The following is a 2,851-nucleotide window of genomic DNA, read 5'->3' on the forward strand; positions in this document are numbered from 1 at the left end:
TATCATATGTACTTTGATATACCAATCCATTTCAATAATATAGATGATACGGGATCTGGAACTATCCGTATGAATGTAAATGACGTATATAGCTTGATGGATAATTCTAATATTCAGCAATTAAGTCATTTTACTATTGATGTTCCTACTGCTTATCAAACGTATCTTTCTTATTCAAATGGCGAATTAACGGCACTCAAAGAAGGTACTGCTGAAATTAGGATGACTTTAAAGAATGCTTATGCAGATTTATATAAAGAAGCAGCAGGTGTAACATATACATTAAAAGTTGAAATTGCAGATGGCCTTAAGTTAAATGTTACAGAAGCTAATATTCCAGTAGGCTCTAATGTACTGCAATTGAAAGTTACAAACAATAATATTGCAGATATTACATGGACTTCAAGTAATAAATCAGTTGTTACAGTAGATGCAGATGGTAATTTAACTGGTGTTAAAGATGGTGAAGCTGAGATTGTTGCATCAGCCGTAGTTAACGGTATTGTAAAGAGAGCGGTTTGTAAGATTTATGTATATTCATCGGCAAGTAAGATAACAATTTCACCGTCTGAATTATCACTATTTGTTGATGATGTTAAAACAGTGAAAGCAGTTTTTGAACCAGCAGGAGTTACCAGTGTAGATTTACGATGGATTTCTCTAGATGAAAGCATTGCAACTGTTAAAGCTGAAACAGGAAGCACAAGAATTGCTAACGTTACAGGTAAAAAAGCAGGTGAAACATTAATCATGGCAGTAAGCACCAATAATATTGTTCTTGGTACTTGTAAGGTTACTGTTACAGAAATTATATCAGAAATCACTTTATCTGAATCTAAGGTAGAAGTTCCGTTATCACAGGGAACTTATACAATTACTGCTACTGTAAAACCTACAACAGCAAGTGCAAAGGATATTGTTTGGTCATCTAGTAATACTAAAGTTGCTACAGTAGAGGGTGGCAAGTTAAAATTATTATCCGCTGGTGAAACAGTTATCTCTGCGGCTGCACCAGGAACTAACGCAGAGACCAAATATTGTCATGTTAAAGTTACGGAATCTGTAACAGGATTAAAATTGTCATCTACCGAAAAAGTGGTATATATGGGTGAGACCGAAACAATTGGATATACGGTATTACCAACAACAGCAGGTAATAAGAAAGTTACATGGTCATCAACTAAACCTTCAGTAGCTACTGTTAATGCAACAACTGGCTTGATTACACCAGTAGCAGTTGGTGAAACAACAATTATTGCAAAAACAGTTGAAGGAAACTTCATGGGTACTTGTACTGTATATGTAAAGGAACTAGCCAAAGAAATTTTCATTGATGTAAGAGATGTTGTCGTTAAAGTAGGAGAGAGTTACCAAATTCCATACAAGTTAAATCCAACTACAGCTACAGATGCCACTATTACTTGGACATCAACAAATAAGGCTGTAGCTACAGTAACAGCTAAGGGTGTTGTTAAAGGTGTAGCCCAAGGATCTACTATTATTATGGCGAAACTATCCAATGGTGAAATTGCATACTGTAACGTAGTAGTAGAAGAAGCCGTAACAGGATTACAGCTTAATTATGAAAAGAAGACTATTTATGTAGATAAGACATTTACATTAAAGGCAACTGTTAAACCAAATGGTGCCACAAATTCAGGTGTAACCTTTTCATCTTCAAACAAAAAGGTTGCTACCGTATCTTCAAAGGGTAAAGTAACTGGTAAGAAAGCAGGAACTGCAATTATTACCGTTACATCAAAAGAAGGTGGATATAAAGAACACTGTGTAGTTACAGTTAAAAAGCATGTTACAAAAATTAAATTAAATTATAGTAGTTACAAATTAGGGTATAAGAAGTCTGTACAATTAAAAGCAACAGTTACTACAACAGCTTCTAATAAGAAATTAAAATGGACTTCAAGTAATCCATCTGTTGCAACAGTAAGCTCATCTGGTAAAGTTAAAGCTAAGAAGTATGGTACAACAACAATAACAGCGGCAGCTACGGATGGAAGTGGTGTTAAGGCTACCTGTAAGATAAGAGTAGTACGACTGGTAACTAAAGTAAAGTTAAATCGTTATTCAATGACAATAGTTGCGGGGAGAAAGGCTACTTTAAAAGCTACGATAACACCTAAGAACGCAACCTATAAGACAGTTACTTGGTCCTCTAGTGATAAATCCATAGCAACAGTAGATTCAAGAGGTACTGTATTTGCTTTAAAACCAGGTATTGTATATATAACTGCTAAAGCAAAAGATAGTAGTAAGAAAAAAGCAGTTTGCCGTGTAGAAGTAAAAGAAGCAGTTAGTGCTTCCAACATTACAATTATCACTGATGATGTAGTATTAGCTGTAAATCAATCGAAGGTAATGCCTAAGTCTATTACGCCTCCTACAAGTACAGATAGCGTAACTTGGCAGTCTGATAATGAATATGTGGCAACAGTTAATAAGTCAACAGGTAAAGTAACTGGTAAGCATCCAGGAACTTGTACAATAACGGCTTACACAAGCAGTGGTAAGATGGATACTGCTACTGTAACTGTATTAGGTATTAGTAGAACATCTCTTACTTTAGAACAATATTCAAAACATCAGCTTTATCTCGAAAGTGTTTCTACTGGTGTGACATGGGAATCTACAAATGTAAATGTAGCAACTGTGGATAACAAAGGTAATGTAGTTGGAAGAAAAGCAGGTACTGCTACGATTATTGCAACATATAGAGGCACGAAGTTCTCTTGTAAAGTTAAAGTAAAGAAAATTAAGTAATATTAAATAAGTAATTGTAGGAAATAGGTCTGTGTTAGTTTGACTAATGCAGACCTATATGTTATTATTATAG

At 34.7% G+C, this 2,851-nt stretch carries 1 protein-coding gene; it reads left to right on the forward strand.

Going from position 1 to position 2,851, the window contains the following annotated elements:
• Positions 1–2,778, forward strand: a 2,778-nt coding sequence (locus ACW2QF_RS01040; protein WP_455714130.1) for an Ig-like domain-containing protein, incomplete at its 5' end; no start/stop codon positions are given.
• Positions 2,779–2,851 lie beyond the last annotated feature (73 nt).

The organism is Anaerosporobacter sp. (genome assembly GCF_965301125.1).